General features: G+C 56.8%; 17 protein-coding genes. 7 read left to right on the top strand and 10 right to left on the bottom strand.

The genetic code is table 11. The features are described 5' to 3' along the window. Positions 1–32: 32 nt before the first annotated feature. A complete protein-coding gene (locus tag EN807_RS18580) occupies positions 33–1,376 on the bottom strand; it encodes an SGNH/GDSL hydrolase family protein (RefSeq protein WP_246684204.1) in 1,344 nt (447 codons plus the stop codon). 203 nt (positions 1,377–1,579) lie between these two features. Then, positions 1,580–1,873 carry a hypothetical protein gene (locus EN807_RS18575; protein ID WP_135936170.1) on the bottom strand — a complete coding sequence of 98 codons (294 nt, stop codon included), beginning with the start codon at positions 1,871–1,873 and terminating at the stop codon, positions 1,580–1,582. Positions 1,874–2,078: 205 nt separating this feature from the next. On the opposite strand from EN807_RS18575, the gene EN807_RS18570 reads away from it, so the two are divergent. Beyond that, on the top strand, positions 2,079–2,333 hold the full coding sequence (locus EN807_RS18570; protein ID WP_135936169.1) for a hypothetical protein: 255 nt from the start codon (positions 2,079–2,081) through the stop codon (positions 2,331–2,333). A 231-nt stretch (positions 2,334–2,564) separates the two neighbouring features. On the opposite strand, the gene EN807_RS18565 is transcribed toward EN807_RS18570, so the two are convergent. After that, the gene (locus EN807_RS18565) at positions 2,565–3,287 is read right to left on the bottom strand and encodes a Crp/Fnr family transcriptional regulator (RefSeq protein WP_135936168.1); all 723 of its coding nucleotides are present in this window, start codon (positions 3,285–3,287) and stop codon (positions 2,565–2,567) included. 387 nt (positions 3,288–3,674) lie between these two features. Here EN807_RS18565 and EN807_RS18560 point away from each other — a divergent pair, with 387 nt between their 5' ends. Continuing rightward, a complete protein-coding gene (locus tag EN807_RS18560) occupies positions 3,675–5,042 on the top strand; it encodes an exopolysaccharide biosynthesis polyprenyl glycosylphosphotransferase (protein WP_189522497.1) in 1,368 nt (455 codons plus the stop codon). A 372-nt stretch (positions 5,043–5,414) separates the two neighbouring features. On the opposite strand, the gene EN807_RS18555 is transcribed toward EN807_RS18560, so the two are convergent. From EN807_RS18555 to EN807_RS18535, 5 genes are all read right to left on the bottom strand, one after another. Beyond that, a complete protein-coding gene (locus EN807_RS18555; RefSeq protein WP_348640251.1) occupies positions 5,415–6,497 on the bottom strand; it encodes a glycosyltransferase in 1,083 nt (360 codons plus the stop codon). Between the two features lie 328 nt (positions 6,498–6,825). Then, positions 6,826–7,974 carry an acyl-CoA dehydrogenase family protein gene (locus EN807_RS18550; RefSeq protein WP_135936165.1) on the bottom strand — a complete coding sequence of 383 codons (1,149 nt, stop codon included), beginning with the start codon at positions 7,972–7,974 and terminating at the stop codon, positions 6,826–6,828. Beyond that, entirely contained in the window at positions 7,974–9,536 is a 1,563-nt protein-coding gene (locus EN807_RS18545; RefSeq protein ID WP_135936164.1) for an amino acid adenylation domain-containing protein, read from the bottom strand. Before EN807_RS18545 ends, EN807_RS18550 begins: the two co-directional genes overlap by 1 nt. Before the next feature lie 7 nt (positions 9,537–9,543). After that, positions 9,544–9,804 (bottom strand): acyl carrier protein, encoded by a 261-nt coding sequence (locus tag EN807_RS18540; protein ID WP_029356091.1) that lies wholly within the window; start codon positions 9,802–9,804, stop codon positions 9,544–9,546. Beyond that, positions 9,801–12,377, bottom strand: coding sequence for an SGNH/GDSL hydrolase family protein (locus EN807_RS18535; RefSeq protein ID WP_135936163.1), 2,577 nt, complete (start codon positions 12,375–12,377; stop codon positions 9,801–9,803). Before EN807_RS18535 ends, EN807_RS18540 begins: the two co-directional genes overlap by 4 nt. Here EN807_RS18535 and EN807_RS18530 point away from each other — a divergent pair. Continuing rightward, a complete protein-coding gene (locus EN807_RS18530) occupies positions 12,364–13,110 on the top strand; it encodes a glycosyltransferase (protein WP_135936162.1) in 747 nt (248 codons plus the stop codon). The two genes, EN807_RS18535 and EN807_RS18530, sit on opposite strands and share 14 nt — an antisense overlap. A 340-nt stretch (positions 13,111–13,450) precedes the next feature. On the opposite strand, the gene EN807_RS18525 is transcribed toward EN807_RS18530, so the two are convergent. Next, complete coding sequence (locus tag EN807_RS18525) at positions 13,451–14,188, bottom strand: class I SAM-dependent methyltransferase (RefSeq protein ID WP_065007969.1); 738 nt, start codon at positions 14,186–14,188, stop codon at positions 13,451–13,453. A 323-nt stretch (positions 14,189–14,511) separates the two neighbouring features. Further along, positions 14,512–15,609 (bottom strand): polysaccharide pyruvyl transferase family protein, encoded by a 1,098-nt coding sequence (locus tag EN807_RS18520; RefSeq protein ID WP_135936161.1) that lies wholly within the window; start codon positions 15,607–15,609, stop codon positions 14,512–14,514. A 437-nt stretch (positions 15,610–16,046) separates the two neighbouring features. Here EN807_RS18520 and EN807_RS18515 point away from each other — a divergent pair, with 437 nt between their 5' ends. From EN807_RS18515 to EN807_RS18500, 4 genes are all read left to right on the top strand, one after another. Next, positions 16,047–17,297 carry a glycosyltransferase gene (locus EN807_RS18515; RefSeq protein ID WP_135936160.1) on the top strand — a complete coding sequence of 417 codons (1,251 nt, stop codon included), beginning with the start codon at positions 16,047–16,049 and terminating at the stop codon, positions 17,295–17,297. Further along, positions 17,294–17,524, top strand: a complete 231-nt coding sequence (locus tag EN807_RS18510; RefSeq protein ID WP_135936159.1) for a hypothetical protein — start codon at positions 17,294–17,296, stop codon at positions 17,522–17,524. Before EN807_RS18515 ends, EN807_RS18510 begins: the two co-directional genes overlap by 4 nt. Then, positions 17,521–18,750, top strand: a complete 1,230-nt coding sequence (locus tag EN807_RS18505; RefSeq protein ID WP_135936158.1) for a glycosyltransferase — start codon at positions 17,521–17,523, stop codon at positions 18,748–18,750. The genes EN807_RS18510 and EN807_RS18505 overlap by 4 nt, the downstream gene beginning before the upstream one ends. A gap of 341 nt (positions 18,751–19,091) precedes the next feature. Then, positions 19,092–20,588: a lipopolysaccharide biosynthesis protein gene (locus EN807_RS18500; protein WP_189522495.1), complete on the top strand. Its 1,497-nt coding sequence runs from the start codon at positions 19,092–19,094 to the stop codon at positions 20,586–20,588. The last annotated feature ends 67 nt before the right edge of the window (positions 20,589–20,655 follow it).

The following is a 20,655-nucleotide window of genomic DNA, read 5'->3' as shown; positions in this document are numbered from 1 at the left end:
TATCTGAGCAGCGCGGCAAGGTCAGCAGCGACCTATTTAGCTGAACCCAATAGGACGTCGAGATCGACCGCGTCTGCCATCGCCTTGTATCCCGCGTCGTTGGGATGAAGGTTATCGCCGCAGTCGTAGTCGTCGCGCAGATATCCCGGTTTGGCCGGGTCTTCCATCACCTTGTCGAAGTCGATCACGCCATCGAAGCCGCCACCGGTGCGTATCCATTCGTTCACAGCGACGCGTATCTTTTCCTTCTCGGGTGTGTAGTAACCCTCAGTGGGAAGTCCTTTGAAGGTGTCGGCGAAGGGGGTCAACGTCGCGCCTACAATGCGTATGCCATGGGCATGCGCGCGGTCGATGAGCTGTTTGTATCCGGTGATGATGTCTTCGGCGGTCGGTTCCTTGTCGTCCGGCGTGATTGCATTTTCGCCGGGCCAGCCGATATCGTTGATGCCCATCATTACGACGACGGTCGAGACTTTGGGATGGCTCAGTATATCTGAATCGAAACGCGCCAGAGCATTGACGCCCATACCGTCGGTCAACACGCGATTGCCCGAAAAAGCTTCGTTAACCACCGCGACCTTGCGGGCGGTCTCCTGCAATCGCTTGGCGACAAGGTCTGGCCAGCGATTGTTGGCGTCGGGGGTCGAGCAATTCCCATCCGTGATGGAATCCCCGAAAAACACGATCGCCTGGGATTCCGGCGCGGCGTCAACCCATATATCGCTCAGAAAAAGGCGTGATTTGAGTGTGCTGTCAGCCTTGAACGTCGCGTCGTTTGTGAAATTTCCCGGGCCGGAGATGTAGGCGGTTTGCACACCATCCCAATGCACCGACGACAGCGCCGTCTTCTTCGGCAGGAAGATGCTGACCGAGATTTCGGAAAGCGCTTCTGCCGGGAGGGCGACAGGGTCGCTGAGGATCGGGGCTCCCGGCGGAACGACCACAGAACTCTTGCCGCCCCAGGTCAGGGGCTTCAGGGTCGCCTGATCGACGTCGCCGTCCTTGCCTGCTTTTCCGACGCTGGCGGCACCGATGGTCAGTGGCTTAGCGCCGAAAGCATTCGATAGGGCGACCCGGACGGTATTGCCGCCAACGCTGATGCGGGCAACTTGGCGGACGGTCTGGTTCTCCAATACCTCCGGCACTCCGAAAGGCGCAGGAAGATCATCCGACCAGCGCGGAGCAGGTGTGGCAGCCCAAGTGGTGATCCAGGCTCCCTTTTCCGCGCCTTGTGCCTCGAAACCAGCGGTCGCGGAGCCGGCCGCCACAGCTGCACATATCAGGATAGTCTGACGCAGACGCCGTTTCCTCCCTGCTGCGGGAGAAAGCGCCGATGAAACCTTACCCGCAAAATTGAAACACCTGGTGAGCCGCATTTTCATCTCCTCCTCTAGACATGCTGGTACTGCCGCCGCCGCCCCTATTATGACGGGCTGCACAGGGAATGAAATTGAACTTCCGTTGCGATTTTGGACCAGCGCCAGGGGCAAGATGTCCGACTGTGGCAGAGGGATGCCGCCCGCCTGTTTCGGCGAGCGGCGGACTGGAGCACAGAACCAGACTTGGCGTGCTGAAGGCGTCAGCTTTGCCCCAAAAGTGCACGCGCTAACTCTTGCCATTCCTCATCAAGCGTCAACGTCGACGGCGCGGCGTCGCAGCGACGATACCAATATTCCGCATTCGATTGATCGCCTTCCTTGCGATGGAGGTAGGCATGCACGCGCATACCCGCCGTATCGTCGCGCACCTGCGCGCGCTCGTGCGCCTTATCCCAATCGCCCTTCGCATCCCACCACAGCGCCTGCAGGGCAGGGCTCAAGCCGGCGGGCGGCCGTGATTTCGCAATCGAATCTCTGAAAGCTTGCAGATCCATTTTCCACCGACGTGATGTACATGGGCGGCCGACAATAATCTCGGATTCCCCAATAGCAAAGTCGCATCGCGCACGGCAAAAATGGCGGTGCTCTCTGCGTGCCATTGGCTCACAATTAAGACTCCCAACGATCAACTGATCGTTATCTCTGTACCGACATTGTGATGAGGAGATGGTAGCGTGGAACCAGGCTCAAACCTCGGGCATGATCGTCACCCAACCTGTGATCCACGAGTTTGGCAATATCTCCGTGCCGACAACGCTGATCATCGGGGGCAAGGACCGTACAGCCCCGGGCGGCAATCGCGCCAGCGCCGACGTCGCGAAGACGCTCGGCCACAATCCAAAACTCGGACGCGCCGCAGCCGCGGCCATTCCGAGCGCGACGCTCTTAGAATTCCCAGAGCTTGGCCATTCACTACAGATAGGAAGCGATAAAGTAGCGGCCTCCGGACTTTAGCTGGATATTTAGGAACTCCGATTGTGTAGGTGAGTGAGGAACCTCCCGAACCGCCCGTCGCACGGCAGTGAGCGGTGTCTCGTTACCTACGAAGGCGCACATGTCCGGTGCGGCGACAGACGACGCCGAGGTAAGGACTTTACCGAGCGATCCGAGCACGACCGACACCACTCCCGGTTCGTTATCTTCCCGGAGAATGGCGTGGAGATGCCCGAGCACACAGGAAAGGCATCATTGAACGATCAAACGCGAGTAGCCAAGAGCAACAGACTCTAATGCGGTGCGATTGAGAATTGTCAGCGAGCCGTGGTCGTATTGGGTCAGATACCGCCGTTCCCATTCTCTCAGGCAACGATTCACTTTCGCGCGAGACGCCGGGATCATTGCCGCGAGGTCGGTCTGCGAAATGCGGATGCTCAGAGCTCCATTCACGGTAGCCGTGCTGTGCGGGGTCTCAGTCAATCGCAAGAGCGTGCTCGCCAATCGAATAGATAGTGCACTGGACGCACTGTGGATCACTCGCTCTTGCGCGTCGTGCGTTGCTTGGCATAAGTACGGGATTACCTTCAGTGCGAGATCTGGGTGCTTGTCGAAGACACTAGCCATGAAAGCTGCTTCGATTTGGAGCAAGTCGCTGTCCACGACTGACGCAGCGTTCATGTTACTGTGTCGCGCGATGAACAATCTAGTCAAGTCGAAAGTGTCACCGGGACCAAGATCGGAAAAGATGAACTCTCGGCCGTCTGAGAGGGGAACACTAAGACGAACTTTTCCGCGAATTACGTAGTAAATATAACGCGGTATGTCTCCAAGGTGAGTTAAGACTTTATTCTTTGGAACCCTCCTTAGGATGGCTGCTTTCGCCATTTCACTAAGAGTATCTTGCCCAAATTGCCGAAATAAGCGTATTTTGTTCAGCTGTTTGACCCGAACCTCAGCGCCATTTTCTGCCATGGCTCTCTCTCCCTGATTAGGGTAAGCGCCCCGGTCCCCTAAAGCGTTGCCTTGACCACCTCTTAGAACGTCCGACCTCCAGTCCGTTCTCGCGCAAACGCGTTAAGGCAGAAAATATTAGCACATTAGGATACGATAAAATAGACTCGTCTGTGCCCGTGGTAACAGCGGCATGTCTCCGAGACATTTAAATCAAATCTAACCGACTGGAAGCCGTTGGGATAACCCCCCTCCTTATCGGATGGCGCGTGCCATGAACCAGGAAGGAGAAGGGATGCAACAGGATTCGGGGGGTTCGTCTCTATGCGGCATGCACCAACCGAGGCGTCGCGTGCGCTCTGGAATCGAAGGGTAGAGCCGCTACGGCTTCCTGTGGGAGCAGTTTGCGTGTTTCTCGCAACTGCTGATTTCCTCCTTGGACAGACAATACTTCTTGCGTCAATTGAGCTCTACCATAGGGCCTTCGGCGTGAGGCCGCCAGATATCTGGGATTCGATCTGCCTAAGTGTTACCGCCGGTCTGTTGCTGGTCGCATTCATGACCGCCAGGGGCGCCTACACGGTTAGTGGCATCTTGGACGATCACTGCAGGATCAAAACACTCATCAGCGGCTGGCTGTTTGTTTTCTTTTCAATTCTCTGGCTCGCCTTTCTCACGAAGACGACGTCGACGTTCTCGCGGGGCTCTTTGACGCTGGCGTTTGCGGTCGGATTCCCAACCCTGCTGCCAGCCCACGCGGTTCTAGCGCGTGGGCTGAAACGGCTTCTGGCGGCTGAGAAACTCGTGTTGCGCACAGTTTATCTGTTTTACTCTGGCGTTCCTGGAAAGGAACAGGGGATAATCAACAAGCTTGGGCAACAGGGCATCGCGGTTTGTGGTGTTTCGAACATCGAGAACGATGATGGCACGATCGCGGCACGATCGGTGCATGCCGCCGTCGCAGCTGCACAGGCTGCGTTCCGTAATGGCTCGTATGGGGCAGTTTATCTCTTTTGCTCTTGGGACCAGCGGAAGTTGATCGAACGCATCCTGGAGGAAATGTCCCGCCTCCCGCTGCCGATTTATCTTTTCGCCGACGCCTACATAGATAGAATTCTGGCTGGATGCCCGCTGCACACCGGCTGGCAGCGGGCCTTCGAAGTCCAGCGTATGCCGTTGAGGCCTGCCGAACGCCTGCTCAAGCGGTTGTTCGACATTGCTGTTGCATCCCTGCTCCTGCTGTTCCTGTGTCCGTTGATGGCCTTGGTCGCATGTGCCATAGCGCTCGAAAACGGTCGCCCTGTGCTGTTCCGGCAGATGCGACGAGGTTTTGGTGGTAAGCCGTTCAATATTTACAAATTCCGATCGATGACGGTGCAGGAGAACGGTACACAAATTCGCCAGGCGCAGCGTAATGATGCGCGGGTTACCCGACTTGGCCGAATATTGCGCCGGTCAAACATCGACGAGCTGCCGCAGTTATTCAACGTGCTTCGGGGGGAGATGTCCCTGGTGGGGCCACGGCCTCACGCCGTCGCTCATGACGACACCTATACTTTGGCCATTGCGAGCTATGCTTATCGTCATCATGTAAAGCCCGGTTTGACAGGCTGGGCTCAGATCAATGGCTTTCGAGGGGAAACGAAGGAACTCTGGAGGATGGAAAAACGCGTTGAGCACGACCTCTGGTATATAAAATCCTGGAGCATGCTTCTCGACATTAAGATAATTTGGAAAACTGCTCTACTGATCTTTTCGGATCGTAATGTCTATTGATGTATATAGCAGCTTCTCAGGAAGCTAGATGGATACATTAAGTCCATCCTCCGACCGATTGAACGGATAATTTTGATTCTGATGCTTCGGGCGATCCCACCGCCAGCGAGTACATCGAGCCTCACAATCGGGTTCGCGCCGGTTCAATCGCCGGACAGTGGCACATCTCGCAGGCTAAATTTAGCTCAATGCGAAAATCAACGCGACGCGGGGAGATGGTCGGAGCAAGGCATGACGGAACCTCAGCAAAAAGCCGGGTGCAGTCGGATCTTGCCATTCAACGGTTCAGGACGGACCACGGGCTCATTGCGGCGAACGGAAAGCAGGCTTGCTGGCGGCGCAGCCGCCTTCAACAAGAAAAATTGTGCAGTCCTATGAGCTTCCGCTGGACGGCATCCGGCTCTTGATTTCCTCTAGAATGTTGGTTGCGCGTGCGATGCGGCTGTACCTGGCCAGAAAGTCTGCCTTCGCCTGCTGACCAATCTGATCCCGAACCGCCTTGTTTTCGCGCAGTCGCTGAAGAGCTTTGACCCAGTCGGACGGGTTGTCTGGCGACACCAGAACGCTGTTGACGCTATCCCTCAAAACTTCTCGTATAACTGACAGGTCGGAGGACACTATGGGTTTGCCATGCGCCATATATTCGAAGAGCTTGAGCGGCGACATTCCCTCAGCGATATTTCGACCGCCGCCCTGGCCCTCTACATCTCTAAGATAGGGCGCGAGTACAACGTCCATTTCGGCCAAGTAGGCACATGTCGCGGCGTGAGGAACGTAGCCGTGAAACACTGTGTTCGGGCATTTGGCCAGCTTCGATGTCCAATACTCTATATCGCCTGGTGTTCCCCCGACGATGTGAAATGTCGCCCAGCCGCATCGAGGCGCAATAGCGCTTATTATCTCCATGCCTTTTCCCTTATACAGATGTCCGACATAACCAACCTTGAACGTGCCGCTGAGGCTGCATGGCTCGACATTCGGCGGAACAGGATCCGCGCCATTGGGCGCGATGAGAAATTTTCCCGCATATTGAGGAAAGAGGCGGATGCTGTCGTCCCGCAGACGTTGCGACGTGACGACCAGCATACGGAATGCCTCTAGGCCTATCAGTTTGGCAAGGCGCTGACGCTGACGTCTGCTCAAACTGCCAATCGGGTCGTGAAGCTCAAAAACCGTCGTGAACCCGAAAAGTCCGGCAGAAACAAGCGCTACAGTAGCCGAGCGTGTAAAGACTACATGCGGCCGCAGCCAGACCGCAGCAAGCAGCGCCAACACAGCAAAAGAAAGCTCCCGGCCGGGCACAGGCCAAAAGGGTACAGGGAGAACGCGGAATGGGAACTCGGTATCGAATCCATATTCGCGCGCGATCTTCTCATAATGATCCCGTGTATTCATGGAGGCGCGTGGAAGCGCTAGTAGGACCTCCGCTCCGGCAACCCGAAATGCACGGCACATCTTTGCGACTTGTACCGAATTGGCGGCCGGCGCCGGGACGTGCGCAGAATGTATATAGAGAAGCCGCATCCACAAAGCCTATCTTTCACGCGTCGCGGCTGGTCTAGTTCTTCGCCTCTGAGCCGCAAGTTCGGAGATCACGGGCTGGGCAGACGCACCCAAGTCGAACGACAAAAGCGCCCTCCGCCCCGGTGGCTCCATGGCTTGCGATAGTACCACTCTCCGGTTGCCTTACCAAAATCGATCGTCGCCCTTTTCGCGAACTGAGGGCAGGCCCAGCGACAGCACACGCCGCCCCTTCACGGACAGGTTCTGACCACAGCCGTCATCAAAGCCCCAGCCAGCCAGCAATAATGTTGCGCTGTATCTCAGAAGTTCCGGAATAGAGTTTGCTGCCGATGGCATCACGCACGGCACGTTCGACCTCGAATTCGCTCAAGAAACCATAGCCGCCGAAGACCTGGACGACATCGAGCGTGGTGCGAACTAGCGATTCGCTCACAAAGAGCTTCGAAACGGCGGCGTCGAGGGATACGGACTGGGAGCGCTCAAGGCCCCACGCCGCCTTGTAGACGAGTAGTCGGGCCGCCTCCACCTGCATCTTCATGTCGGCAATCTTATGGGCGACCGCCTGGTGCTTGGAGATGGCCTGGCCGGACTGACGTCGGGTGCGCGTATAGGCCACTGCCTTTTCCAGAAGCCGCTCCATGGTGCCTATATGACTGGCGAATAGGCACGCCCGCTCCCAGTCCATGCTATGAGCAAACAGCCTGGAGCCGCCGCCCACTCCACCGAGAACAGCGTTCTTCGAAACAAATACGTCCTCGAAGACAAGCTCCCCGATCGGAGACGTCCGCAGTCCCATTTTTTCGAACTTTTGCGCGACCAGATAGCCGGGCAGCGCGCGGTCCACGAGGAAGCTCGTGATGCCGCCGAAATATCCCTTGGCGCGGTCAGTGACTGCAAAGACGACGGCAACATCTGCCACCGGCCCGTTGCTCACGAAGGTCTTCGTGCCGTTGATTAGAAAGCCATCGCCATGAGGCTCCGCCCGGGTTTGCATCGCAAATGCATCCGAGCCCGACTCCGGTTCGCTCATCGCATTGGCTGCGATCAAAGTGCCATCACAGAGCCCCGGAAGATATCGATTCTTCTGCTCTTCAGTGCCGAACTTCCAAATCGGCACCACGCAGGCCAGAAGGTGGGCGCAGATCGAGAAGACCAAGCCGGAATCCTCGCAGCCGTAGCCAAGCGCATCGATTGCAATGGCCGTGGACAGGGAATCGAGACCGGGTCCCCCGTAGGCCTGGGGGACTGGCAGGCCGGTCAGGCCCATCTGCGCGCAAGCCCCCCACAACTCGCGCTGGAATACTTGGTCTCGGTCGCGCTGCCTGACATTTTTATTGAGCTTATCTTGCGCGAAGCGAAGGATCTGGCCACGCAGGATACGCTGCTCCTCGTTCAGCGCGAAATCCACTACTCCATCCTCATCAGATGCTGGTAGTCGATTTTATCTGTCGATGTCTTGGGAAGTAACTGCTGATGCGAGAACCAGTCCGGGGCCATGTAGGCCGGCAAGTTGTGGGCGCAGAACCGCTTCAGCTCGATGAGCGACAGCGCATGGCCGTCGCGCGAGGCATAGAACACCTTTATGGAGACGCCCGACTCCTCCGAGCGAGCGATCGCCGCCACCTCGGAGATCGCTGGATGGCGATAGAGCGCCGTCTCGATCTCGCCGAGTTCGATCCGATATCCCCGTCTCTTCACCATCCGGTCGCGTCGACCGCGGAAGGTGTAGACTCCGCCATCGCCTTCGATCACTACATCGCCGGTACGGTACCAGCAACCGCTTGAATCGACATGAAAAGCGGCGCTTGTTCGCTCAGGCATGTTCCAATAGCCCAGCATCACGGGAGCACCGCTGATTGCGAGCTCGCCTTCCTGGCCTCGCGGCACGTTGCGACCATTCGCATCGATCACGCGTGCCTTAACATGCGAGCAGGCGCGCCCGATCGGAAACGGCGCCGAGCGGTCTTCGGCGATCGTCTGCGGGATTTCGTAGTAGGTACAGACGTTGGTTTCGGTTGGGCCATAGAGATTCAGGTAACGTGCGCGTGGGACCACAGCCTTTAGCCTGCGCAGATGCTTGACCGGAAAAACCTCGCCGGCAAATAGAATGAACCGGAGAGCGTGGTCGTCGCGAGCATCAAGGCTGCCGTGCTCGACCAGGAGCGTGAGTACGGAGGGCGTGGAATACCAGACGGTCAACCGCCGCTCGGCGATAACCGACGCCATCCGGGTCGGATTCTTGCCGAGCTCCTCACCGATGAGGAATACGGTCGCGCCGTGCTTCAGCGGTACGAAGATGTCGAGAATAGACAGGTCGAAGTGGAAAGGCGCATGGGAGGAGAAGCGGTCGTTCTCGTTAGGGGCGAGGATATCGGAACACCAGTCCACGTAGCTCGAGCCATTACGATGCGTCAGCATCACGCCCTTCGGCTGGCCGGTCGAGCCCGAAGTGTAAAGCACGTAAGCGAGGTTGTCCGGCCCCGGCCGCGCCGCTTCGTCCTCCACCGCCAAGCCGCCGGCCTCTACGCGAGCCAGGTACGTCGCGAGCGGCGAGGGACCGTCGGACCAGTCGAGCGGTAAGAGACAAGGTTCCGCAGCCAAGCGCGCCAACTCACAGCGCAAAGTTTCGGCTCGGGACGCCTCCACGAAAATCGCGCGCACACCGCAGTCGTTAAATATGAACGCGTTACGCGCAGGCGGTGCCAGAGAGTCGACTGGCACATAGGCCGCGCCCACCTTTAAGATGCCGAACAGAACAGCGAGCGAGGCGATCGATTTTGGAAGGCAAATGCCGACGCGGTCCGCCGGCCGGACGCCGATCCGACGCAGATGGTCGCGGACTTGGTCCGACAGCGCGTCGAGCTCGCCGTAGGTGATCTGCCGCCCAGAGCTCGCCTCGACTGCGGCGCATCTCTGGGGATACCGACTCGCGCTCTGTTCCAGATACTCGTGTAAGGCAGCGACCGTCATTGCGAGCCTATGTGGACGCCTGCTTCGACTGGACGAAATTGGCAATTTGGGCGATGGAGTTCAGATTCTCCGGCACGAGTTCGTCAGGGGCGATTTCGATACCGCAGGATTTTTCCAGGTAGGCAACGAGCTTAAGCGTCGCCAACGAGTCGAGAATGCCGTCAGTTATCAGCTCCGTTGAATCCGTCAGATTCTCCGGCCTTTCACCGGGCAGAAATTCCTTCAATATGAAATCCTTGGCCATCGTCCTGATCTGGATCGCGTTCATTGTTCCTCCTCTTGTGGAGCAACCGCAAGGTTCAGGGGAACTAGATCCTGGTGTTGCTGCAGCACTTCGTAAAGCTTGTCGGCGACGAGCCGATGGCCGGCGGCGTTTGGGTGATCGTCCCAAGGTGCTACAAGAAGCGTCCGCCAGTCATACCCGTCATACACACCGGAAAGATCGAGAACGTTAAAGCCAGCCTCGGCAGCGAGGCGCTTCTCCAGCTCGGTACTGGTCCTCTCGTCTGGTCTGGGTAGATAGATCCAAAAGACCCCGACCCCTTCTCGCTTCGCAGCTTCCACGATTCGAGAATAGATCCCACGCAGAATTCTGTCTCCGTAGGGCGTGAGCTTTCTTTGAAGTACCTCGGGGTCGGCATGGGGATCGACCCCGCTCTCGCGTACAATGTCGCGCACGAAGTCGTAGCGATATGCGGAGCCATTCTGGATTGCTTTCCCGAGACGCTTTAGCGTTCGTCGAACAAGCGCGCTGTGCTCGAAGTAAAAGATGTACTTTGGTTTGAATGCGAGCACTCGATCCTCGATGATGGCCAGAATGTCCAGAGGAAGATAACCCCCAACGGCAAAGTTCAGCACCTCGTAGTGTCGATACCCGCTGTCGGCTGCCTGCGCATTCAGCCGCCGCTCCAACAGGCCCTCGAAAGTCTCGTCATCCGCGACGCCCTCGCCGAAGACATGCGAAGAGCCGACCATTGCGATTCGTGAGGTGCCGGGAGCAGGAATCTTGTCGTAGTCCTGATCTCGCATGCCCCAGCGGTTGATGTGGACCCGCGTTCCCTTAAAGTCTGCTTGGGAGAGTGGTCGCAGATAGGTCGTGGGAAGCGCACCCGTGAACTCGCTCAGCGGCGTCTTGTCCAAATTGCCCCAACCGTCATCTCGTCGTTGGCCATAGACAATCCAGAGTTCTGGGTTAAATGCGCCGACATTGACGAGGTTCTCGTAGTAGCCGCGCTCCAGGTTCGCGTTGTCGCGGCTATTGAGATTCGGCGCTCTAATGTCGGCCATTGCGGTACTGACCGTCTCCCCGAGGCGATCGTGAACCACCGGGAGCGAGATGCAAACCGCGATCAACCCGCATACACCGACCGACGCAACCGACCGTCGGAAACTGTACTGGCGGTCGGCGCCGCCGCGCGCGAGCGCAAGCGCAGGAATGCCAATGATAGCTGCCACCGCGACCAGCACGAGGGCGGGCGTCATTTTGCCAGGGGCTTCCACGCCCACAGTGTCGAAGACCGACAACCATTGCGGGACCGAGCTCGCGCTCCAAAACGACCAAAGGAGGCAGATGACGACGAATACCCCAATGGTCCGGCTCGCAGTTTGCAGCGCACCGTTCCAGCTTAGTGCCCCGCCACGCAGGCGCCGCGTGCGACCGTGCCGCATTTCATAGTGGGCGTTGATCGTCACAAGCACGGCCAGGATCATCCAGAAGAGGAAGTCGTTCCAGGTGAACACCCAGGTGCCACGCAACCAGAACCACTGATAGTTGTGCAGCAGCCAAGTCGCGAGGAACGCGAGGAGGGTCGCGCTGACCAGCGCTACGCTCTCTCCCCAGCGTCGAAAACGAAAATATAACGGATAGTATACAATTTTCATTATGAAATCCTTCCAGTATATGTTTATTCGACGCCAGAAATCTGTGAAACTTGAGGATAGAAAGTATAGATTGTGGGTTTCTGGAAGGTTGAACCCAAATAAATGCAAAATCCCGGTGATTATGTGAAAAGTACCTGAAACCTTCAGATAAAGTAAAAACGGCCATATGACAAATTGCAAAAGCTCAATCTGATTGTGTACGTCCGCAGCATCGATCACAAACCGCTGGTACACGATACGGTAGCATATTAAATGGATAGCGCCGCGAAACATCCACTGAACACCTGTTTGATAAATATAATGCCGGTCGGCATTGTAGTAGCTGCTACGGAAAGTTCTAAAATCTACGACCGGAAAGAGCGGGAAGCACACGTTCGGCAACATGAAAAAATACGCGAGACGTTCCGAAACCGTCGCCATCCTCTGGTCACGCCGCATTTCGTACGCATAGACAATGAGACGGAACATGAACATTGAAGCGAGCACGGGCCAGACGGCGCGCGTCCACGGGATCGCAATCCAGTCCATTCGTGCGGCGGCGAGCCCGCAGCCGGCGCCAACCAGCGCCAGCACTCTCCATCCAAAAGCGATCGGTAGGTGGACAATTCCGACCAGTACGAGCCCAATGGCGACGATCCAGGCGGCATCGATGAGGCCCTCAAATCTCCAGTGGTGCCAATTGGGCCCCACGTTCGCGAAAACTGCGGCGATAGCCGCGAACGAGAGCAGCACGAAAAACGGCAGCCGGTAACGCTGCGGCAGGAAGTAGTGCACGCACCAGCCGGCGAGGGCAACGAGCAGGACGCGGACTAGCGCAGTAGTCTCGAGCCTGAGGAGATAGACCAGCGCGATGAAGAGGGCCAGCTCGCCGGCTATGGCGGACCAAGCCAGGATGCTTCTCGACTCGGTCCCCGTAGGATCCGCCGACCAGGGAAGAGACAATGTCTTGATCGAATGCACGGTCGCGCGCCTCAATCAGCTGCCGGCGGACATCGACAGGAAGTCGCTTTGGGGCACGCGAAAGATCCGCAAGCTGCTGGTCCCCCTCCCATGGCTCCCATCCCTGACTGGCAAAGCGCCCGGTCCTTGGAGCGTTGCCTTGACTTCTTTGAACGAGTCCGGTTCCGCGCAAACGCAGAAGTACCCAAGTGTATCAGAAACAAATCGCTCCGCTGTGCCCGGGGTAACAGCGACCCCGTCTCCAGATTGGAAGCCGATTCCGAATGGGGTCGATCTGCCCACAAGCCGCGCCGCGAGCCGAACGCCGATGGCCGCCGACGCCCTATCTGCCGTGGCCATCTTAATCGGGAACGCTCGAGCACTCGCCGAGTTCGCGGCACTTCCCGCCGAGGCAAAGGCGCAACTCACCGTCCTGGGCGATGACCAATGCCGCGCCACTTTCGAGGAACAGGCAGCCCGGTTGGGCCTTTCCAGCAGGGTCACATTCGCCGGCGCGGTCGAAGATGTCTTTCCCTTCTGCTGGACGCTGATTTTTATCTTTCGACCCCGGTGTCGGAAGGCATGTCAACGCCCTGCAACCAGCCTCTCTTCCTTGAGGATCGTTGCATGGATTCCCTTTGGCGAACGGGCATGCGAGTCTGATGCATCCGCACAGGAATTTTCTTCACCGTTTCGCCGATGCGAGCCAATCGAGACCAAGCGAGCCCTGTCGATCTTGAACCGCCTGTCCTGAGAAACGCTGGAATCTGTCTTTTGAGTCTGTTCTTTGAGCCAAAGGCTCACAGCGCCACAGGAACGCCGCGCGCGTTTTTAGCCGTCGGGGCATCAGCGGGGCGTCCGCCACCCATGCGCGGGCTCTGTTGGATCTGCTTGACCTCTGGACAGGAAGCTCCGAGCTGTATCGCGATCATGACCTCATTCCCAAAGCCAGCAAGCTCGGCACATTCGTCGATCCTTAAGCAGCCATTTTCAGGCCATGCTTCGTATACCGACAATAATGATGAGCTGCGTCATGAACGCCAAGGAGAATGGAGTGCTCAGGATCAAAATACCTCACGGCATCCGGGTACACTTCATGCTGTCAAAAAGTCCGATCCATCGCCTTTGTGCGCGTAGTATCTTTCTCCAAACCGCACGCTGAGCTTCGCCAGAAACGTACTATTGCGTTCTGCAGGCAAATGGTTGAACGGCTTGAGTTCCGATCCAATCTCAGATGTTTTCCTTAGCATCGCAAGGCCGGTACTACCGAAGTCTACCGTCATCTGAAGCTGGTCTAAGTTGTCGTAGAAAATGCTCTGAACTACATAAAAAATCCTTCGGTTAGCAATCTCAATTTGGGGATTGTCCTTCCTTCGCCCTCGCATATATGGGTTCGGATCAATGTCATCGAAGCAGATTGTGCCTCCTTTTCGAACCAGGCTGAACCACGTATACACTTCATTCAACACGTGTTCTGGCGTGTGCAGACTATCGACATATACTAAATCGATTCCATCCTGCAGAATGGGCGCTTTGTTTAGGATGGTCTTGCGATCTGTGGAGTCTGCCTGAACAAAGGTCCAGCGACAGCTAACTGCCGCACTTGAGCAATCTCGGATATCGACCGAGACCAGGTTCCCGCCGTTCTTCTCGCAGGCAGCAAGAATCATTTTAGTGGCCTGCCCCCGATCCGTCCCAAGTTCTAGAAATGTGCCATTCGGTCGCGCAGCCGCTGCGTCGTACAGCCGAACCAATTGCAGGGCTGCAATGGCCGCCTCACCGCACGATTGGGTTCGCTCCTGGGTTGCTCCAAGATATGAGATGACGTCCATTTTTGTCCTTCCTCGCCAAAGCTGATCGTGTAGTCACAGCGCTACGATCGTTTAAACTGGCGATCCGTTGGACCTTCGCCGCGCAACGAGTCCGGTACCGCGCAAACGCAGAAGTACCAGTACATAAGCGTATCAGAAATAAATCGCTCCGCTGTGCCCGGGGTAACAGCGACCCCGTCTCTAAGATTGGAAGCCGATTCCGAATGGGATCGATCTGCCCCACAAGCCGCGCCGCGAACCGAACGCCGATGGCAGCCGACGCTCTATCTGCCTTGGCCGCCTCGATCCGAGCAACATGATCGATGCGAGCGAGGCAAAGAGCCTTATTGCAGATGATGCACCGACCGGGAAGAAGCTCCGAGTACCCCTTCAAGCGACCGTGACAGTCGTGTGTAGTGTTGCATCGCATTTTCTACAATCACGGGGTTAATAACCTCGCTACCGTCGCGTACGATCTTTTGTATGGCGCCTGGAAATAGAAACAGAAAAAGCAGCTTGTGAATATCCCCGATTCTCCAGAAAAAAGAGGATCGGTTGATACGCTTGTACAAGAGTTTTGTTTTCTCCGCTCCCGAATATGCAATACATGGCACGCCGTAGCTCATTGCAATTACGCCAAAGTGCAGTCGAGTGGTAATCAGCAGATCAAGCGAAGACGCCTCGCCACATGCATCTTCCACGTCAGTTAAAATTTTGCTGCTGCAATTATCTTGTGTCAGGTTGGCGCAAAATGCCCCGAAATGCCCATCTTTTTTTGGATTGATTTCATAGAAAATGAAATCAATATCTTTGCGAATTCGTGTTACAATCTGCAGTATGCGTTTCGCCAACCGAGACCGACGGGACGAACCAAGGTAGATATTGAGCCCCACACGTAGACGCGATTGCCCTTTGTCATATCTACTTCCAGAAATTCTGCGGGAGGTCGTCCATACGACGTCATCCAAGAACTCGCCTTCGGTGTTCGCTTGTGCAAGGAGTTTTAGATCCTCGCGATTTCTCAGTGTTACATAGTTTAGGCGCCTTATAAGTTCTTGGCGTGCAACGGGTACAATTTCATCGATGTCTTTTCCGGCGCCTCCTATGGAAAAGGCAAATAGCTTGATAGATTTTTCTTTAGTGTATTCTAGAATAAGTCCAAGATCATCGTTGAAATCCTGAACAACTTCGGAAGGTTGCTGCCTAGGGATGAGTAAGCCGCCTCCCCCAAATATAACTACATCGACCGACTCGATAAATTCTTTGACATCAGAGCATATCTTAAAGCCCCAATCCATTTTGTCGGAGCGCCGCTTCGCATAAACTATTGGATCATGCCCATCATCTTTTACACACTTGGAAAAAAGATAGGCCATGACATTGTCGCCGAGATTCTGATAGCTGTAAAAGCCAAATATCCCGACCCGGAGAACCGGCGTCATGCTGCGCTCCTGTGAAGTGCTCGGCGCTCGGGCTTATGCGCGAACGGGGAGCGACTACTTTTTTGAACGAGTCTGGTTCCGATCCGAATTTCGCGCACACGCGATAGGGCAGAAGTATTGGTACAAGGTATACCACAAAAAATCACTCCGCTGTGCCCGGGGTAACAGCGGCAGTTCTCTGAGACGTTTAAATCCAACAAGTTAGATTTGATCGACTGGAAGCCGTTGGAATAACCCTCCTTACGGACTGCAAGTGCTGGCCCAAGAAGGAAGGGCACACTTAGGACTCGGGGTTCATCTCCATACGGCATGCACCCACCGGGGCGTGGCATGTCACTCCAATGCAGTAGCGCCGATATCGGGCCACATCGACCAAAAGCGCGGCTGGGCGTGGGAACGCACCCAACGGATAAATTCAGCGCGATCGGTGCGGCGACATGAAAGTACAGGGTGCGGAAGGCAAGATTGAGTTGGGGCGTCGACTGCGTATCGCTCATGTCATCACCCGTCTCATCAATGGCGGTGCTGATGAGAATACTGTCCATTCCTGCAATTGGGCCGCGCAAAGGGGGCATGATGTTGTCCTGCTGCATGGCGAGACGGTCCAGCCGGAAATCATAGCTAAAGTGGACCCGCGGGTGGAACTCATTGGCGTCCCGGGCCTGACTCGCTCCATTTCGCCTGTCTCCGACCTGAGGGCATTGTTGGCGCTCACCCGGAGATTCCGCGCCTTGAATGCCGACATCGTGCATACGCATACCAGCAAGGCAGGCATTCTCGGGCGTCTCGCCGCATGGGCGGCGGGCGTTCCAGCGATCGTTCATGGCGTGCATATCGTGCCTTTTGTCAATGTCGGCGTCGCCGAGCGGTTTGCTTATCTCGCCTTGGAAAGGCTGGCAGCGCCGATCACCAGCGCGTTCATCAGTGTGAGCGAGGGCATCCGCGACTTATGCTTGAGCGCAGGAGTGGGACATCCAGACAAACATTATGTCGTCCAATCCGGATTCGATCTCGATCGTTTTCGCAACGCCGGTCCGCCCGACGGTTGGCGCAATTTGTTGCGCTTGACCCCGGACGCGCCGCGCCCGTCCGTGCTCTTGATGATCGCGGCTTTCGAGCCACGCAAGCGACACACGGAATTTCTGGACGCTTTCAACAAAGTCGCCGCCCGGTTCCACGACGCGGTGCTTGTGCTCGCGGGCGACGGGCCGCTTCGCTCGACCGTGGAATCGCGGGCCAAGCAGCTTGGGCTCGAGCGGCAAGTGGTCTTTACCGGTTATCGGGACGACCCCGAGCGGCTGATCGCGCTCGCGGATCTCTGCCTGCTCTGTTCCATGCGGGAGGGATTGCCCCGCGTGGTCATGCAATATCTCGCCGGTGGCAAGCCTTGCGTCGCTTGCGATCTGCCAGGTCTTCGCGAAGTGCTCCGCCCTGGTATCAACGGTGTGATTACACCCCCGGATGATTTGGCAGCCATGGCCGACGCCATTGCCGCCCTCCTGGAGGATCGTGCAAGACTGGCCTGCCTCGCCCAAGGTGCCGCCGCGGCGACGGATCTTTCGAACTGGGACGTCAAGCTGGTGGGCAAGCGGACCGATGCCATTTACCGGGAGGCTCTTGACCAGCATCGGGCAAGCAAGGGAGTGTCAACAACACCTCCTGTCCGAAATGTGGCGCTTCCGCGGTGAACGGTGCAGCCTATGACGGTGACCGGCAGCTTGCCGAATTGGTTAGCGGTGCAAACTTTGCCGATTTCGGAGATGAGGTGGAGTGCGTCGATCTGGACGACAAGGGGATCGATGCGCTGAAAGGCAGTGAGATGCCAAAGAGGCATCTTCTTTTTTGCACTTGGGACGGGGTTGTAATCTTGGTGGCCGCCTTGGCTCCAGGAACGCTATCCGGCGGATTGATATGATTGAAGCAGAAGTTGCCTCCGCTTATCCGACGAAGACCCCGCGAGCCGAAGCTCTTCCCAGCATACGTGTTCTGCTCGTGCTCCCAACCTATTTTCCTGAGTCATATGGCGGCGGCGAACAACAGGCGCGGCGATTTGCTCGGGCGCTGGTTGAGAGCGGCGTTTCCGCAACCATTTTGGCACCCAGACTGTCGCACTCGACCCCGAAACGGTCCGCCATCGACGGGGTCCCTATCCATCGCCTTCGTTTGCGCGCGGCTCCGTATTTGGGCGGGCGCCATATGCTGTCGTTCCTGTCGTGGTGTGTCCAGGTTTTGATCTGGATGCTGCGCCGTCGCGACGAATTCGATGTCGTACATATCATCCATGCCCGACTTCACGCTGTTCCGGCGGCATTGGCAGGAGCCCTCCTGCGCAAACCGGTTCTCGCAAAATTGGCCCGGGGCGGACGGTGTTTCGATCTCGACGTTGTGCGCGAAAAGAAGATCATCGGTCGCTGGGCGTCCGCCTTGATTAAACGTCACGTCACGGCCTTCATGGCCAATAGCCGCCAAATCGCTAATGATCTGAAGAGACACGGCATCGACGCAGATCGCATTCATATGGTTCCGAATGGGATCGATCTGCCCCGCAAGCCGCACCGCGACCTGAGCGCCAATGGCAGCCGACGCTTTATCTGCCTTGGCCGTCTCGATCCGGAAAAATGCGTCGAGCACATGATCGATGCGTTCGCGGCACTTCCCGCCGACGCAAAGGCGCAACTCACCATCCTGGGCGATGGCCAGTGCCGCGTCCCTCTCGAGGAACAGGCGGCCCGGTTGGGCCTTTCCGGCAAGGTCACATTCGCCGGGGCGGTCGAAGATGTGTTTCCCTTTCTGTGGGAGGCTGATTTCTATCTTTCCACCTCGGCGTCGGAAGGCATGTCAAACGCACTGCTCGAGGCCATGAGTTGCGGCGTGGTCCCTATCATCACCGATGTCAGCGGTGCGTCCGACGTTGTGGAGCATGGGCGCAGCGGCTTCTTGGCTCGCTCGCAGGTGGAGTATTGCGGACTCCTTCGTCGCGCGCTCGGCCTATCGGAAGCCGAGCGCGATGAGATGGCGCGGCGCGCAGTACAAACAGTCACTGCGCGTTTCAGCATGGAAAGCGTCGCAACACGGCAAATGAGGTTGTATGCCACTCTTGTGGGACACTGCCACCCAGGTCGTGAGGCGATAGGTTATTAAGGAGCAACCCCGAAGCCGGCCCAAGCAATGACGACTATTGATGCCGGAGAGCGGCGCTGAACGAGATTATTGATCGACTACAACGCAGCAAAGAGGCCAAGTAATTAGCCATGACGGTCGACTTTCGCGAAAAGCTGAGCTTCGTGGCCAGGGAAAAGTGCCCTGGATGCGGCAGTATCCGCTGCCATAATGACTTAGGTTATGAAGCGATGGAGAAAACGGTGAGCGCCTGAGGGATCCACCCCGCGAGGCGTTGGGCGAGAAAATAGCTCATGAGGTTGGAGCACGCTTGCATGCACTGAAGCGTGGCAGTCCAATTGGACAGTCCGGAGCAGGTCAACTTGGACGAGGTAACTGGACATAAAAACCTGACACGAAGGGCAGCCAACGGCCTCTCGTGGTCGGGTGCCACATTGCTGGCCCGAACCTTTTTGAATGTCCTGGTCACGGCCGTTCTCGCGCGCCTGCTTTCCCCACAGGAGTACGGCGTTGCCGGCGTTGCGCTGATCATCGCAGCCGTCGGCAATAACATTGCCAATCTCGGCATGTCGCAAGTCCTGGTCCAGCGACGGGACGTCGACGAGCGCCATATCGGAACCGTAGTGTTCTTGTCCATGATAATCGCTGCCATTCTCGGCTTGCTTCAATGGGTGTTTGCACCGCAGATTGCCGATTTCCTTCACGTGCCGGAATTGGTCCTCATTTCGCGCCTCCTTGCGGTGATGATGGTCGCGAACGCGTTCAATCTGACAGCCGAGGCTATTTTGTCGCGGCACCTGAAATTCAGAATATCCTCCACAGCGAGTCTGGTCGCTTGGATTGCTTCCCATGTCGGGCTTGCCATTCCGCTCGCCTATTTTGGACTCAGCTATTGGGCCTTGGTGGTCGCGTATATGGCCGAGGCATTGATCCTGGCCAGCATCTATTTCTTCATCGCCAGGGACTATCTCGTGAGGCCCAGTTTCGACATGCAGTCCTATCGTGATATCCGCAGACAGAGCTTGGGCTATTCGCTGGCCGGTATATCATCCGTCACCGCCAAATATATCGATAATGTCATTGTCGCGCGGTTGATCGGCACTGCAGAACTGGGCATTTACTCGCGAGCGTATTATCTGATTGCTATGCCAGCAAATCTGTTCGGCAATCTGAACAAGAGCGTGATTTTCCCGCTCCTGTCGAAGGTTCATCACGACAAGGTCAGGCTATGCAGCGCTCAGCTCAAGGGGTATGCTTTGACGGCGGCGCTTGCTCTACCGACTAGCGCATTTCTATGCTGTTTCGCAAAAGAGATTGTTCTGACAATCCTCGGCCAGAAATGGACGGATGCCGTCGCTCCCGTTATCATATTCTCTGCAGTAATTTATTTCCGCGTGGGTTACAGAGTGTGCGCAGCCGTGACGCTTGCGACGGGCCAAAGTTACCGAATGGCCTCCATGCAGATCATTTACATGGCCCTTGTCGCTTCATTCGCGTTCTTCTCGGCGCCCTACGGCGTGAACGCAGTGGCCTTTTCAGTGTCCGGCGCCATTGCGACGAGTTTCTTCCTTTATGCGGCGATGACTTGTCGGATAACGGGATTATCAGCTCTGGATTTCGCGCTCGTCCATGCGCCGCCTGTCGCATTCGCCGCTGTGGTGTTCGCCACCGGCTCGGCGGTCAAAATGCTGCTTGCCGGATCGCCCGACTATCTTGTGCTCGCGACCGGACTTCTCGTTATAGGTACATTGTCCGTTGTCACTGTCTATCTGAGAGCGTCGCTGCTCTTCGGAAAACATGGTGCGGAAGTCTTGCAGACTCTAACATCCAAGAAAACGAAATGGATTAGATTTGCATAGCCAACGATACCCTGCACATTCGGCGCCTCTCCGACTGCCCATCCGACGATTTGGGGTGCGCAATCAC

It is taken from the genome of Mesorhizobium sp. M5C.F.Ca.ET.164.01.1.1 (assembly GCF_004792125.1).
Classification (GTDB): Bacteria; Pseudomonadota; Alphaproteobacteria; order Rhizobiales; family Rhizobiaceae; genus Mesorhizobium; species Mesorhizobium wenxiniae.
This window is presented reverse-complemented; position numbering and strand designations above follow the sequence as displayed.

What these genes read in the sequence shown, in the direction of transcription:
- EN807_RS18555 (WP_348640251.1), bottom strand. Translation starts at nt 6,497, where the DNA reads ATGTGCCGTGCATTTCGGGTTGCCGGAGCGGAGGTCCTACTAGCGCTT.
- EN807_RS18505 (WP_135936158.1), top strand. Translation starts at nt 17,521, where the DNA reads ATGATTGAAGCAGAAGTTGCCTCCGCTTATCCGACGAAGACCCCGCGA.
- EN807_RS18525 (WP_065007969.1), bottom strand. Translation starts at nt 14,188, where the DNA reads ATGGACGTCATCTCATATCTTGGAGCAACCCAGGAGCGAACCCAATCG.
- EN807_RS18520 (WP_135936161.1), bottom strand. Translation starts at nt 15,609, where the DNA reads ATGACGCCGGTTCTCCGGGTCGGGATATTTGGCTTTTACAGCTATCAG.
- EN807_RS18545 (WP_135936164.1), bottom strand. Translation starts at nt 9,536, where the DNA reads ATGACGGTCGCTGCCTTACACGAGTATCTGGAACAGAGCGCGAGTCGG.
- EN807_RS18540 (WP_029356091.1), bottom strand. Translation starts at nt 9,804, where the DNA reads ATGAACGCGATCCAGATCAGGACGATGGCCAAGGATTTCATATTGAAG.
- EN807_RS18580 (WP_246684204.1), bottom strand. Translation starts at nt 1,376, where the DNA reads ATGCGGCTCACCAGGTGTTTCAATTTTGCGGGTAAGGTTTCATCGGCG.
- EN807_RS18565 (WP_135936168.1), bottom strand. Translation starts at nt 3,287, where the DNA reads ATGGCAGAAAATGGCGCTGAGGTTCGGGTCAAACAGCTGAACAAAATA.
- EN807_RS18515 (WP_135936160.1), top strand. Translation starts at nt 16,047, where the DNA reads ATGAAAGTACAGGGTGCGGAAGGCAAGATTGAGTTGGGGCGTCGACTG.
- EN807_RS18570 (WP_135936169.1), top strand. Translation starts at nt 2,079, where the DNA reads ATGATCGTCACCCAACCTGTGATCCACGAGTTTGGCAATATCTCCGTG.
- EN807_RS18575 (WP_135936170.1), bottom strand. Translation starts at nt 1,873, where the DNA reads ATGGATCTGCAAGCTTTCAGAGATTCGATTGCGAAATCACGGCCGCCC.